1 protein-coding gene is annotated in these 396 nt (G+C 70.2%); it reads left to right on the top strand.

Features of this window, described 5'->3' with window-relative positions; translation table 11 throughout:
- Positions 1-168: 168 nt before the first annotated feature.
- A complete protein-coding gene (locus IEY89_RS39545; protein WP_189152356.1) occupies positions 169-360 on the top strand; it encodes an acyl-CoA carboxylase subunit epsilon in 192 nt (63 codons plus the stop codon).
- Positions 361-396 lie beyond the last annotated feature (36 nt).

The following is a 396-nucleotide window of genomic DNA, read 5'->3' as shown; positions in this document are numbered from 1 at the left end:
CGGCCGAGACCCGCTCGGTGCTCATCAGGTCGCTCACGATGCTGCACACCAAGCACGCCGACCTGCCCTCGCGAAAGCACGGCAACCCCCCTCAGTGATCCCGCCCGGTAACCCAGCGGATCCTTCGCGGTACATCCGCGGAAACCTCTCTCACGGAGACTGTGACCTATGAGCACCTCTGACATTCGCGTCGAGAAGGGCCACGCCGAGCCCGAGGAAGTCGCCGCCATCACGGCGATCCTGCTGGCCCGCGCGGCATCGGCACCGGCGGAGTCCCCGTCCCACCGCGGACGCCCGAAGGCCGGCTGGCGCCGTCTGGAGCGCGAGGGCGGCTTCCGCGCGCCGCACAGCTGGCACTAGCCCTGCGGCATGACGAAGGGCCCCTCTCCGGAGAGG

Origin of the sequence: Streptomyces lacrimifluminis (assembly GCF_014646095.1) — a bacterium.
In the GTDB taxonomy this organism is placed as follows: Bacteria; Actinomycetota; Actinomycetes; order Streptomycetales; family Streptomycetaceae; genus Streptomyces; species Streptomyces lacrimifluminis.
Note: the sequence above shows the minus strand (reverse complement) of the source record. Positions and strands in the feature narration are given on the sequence as shown.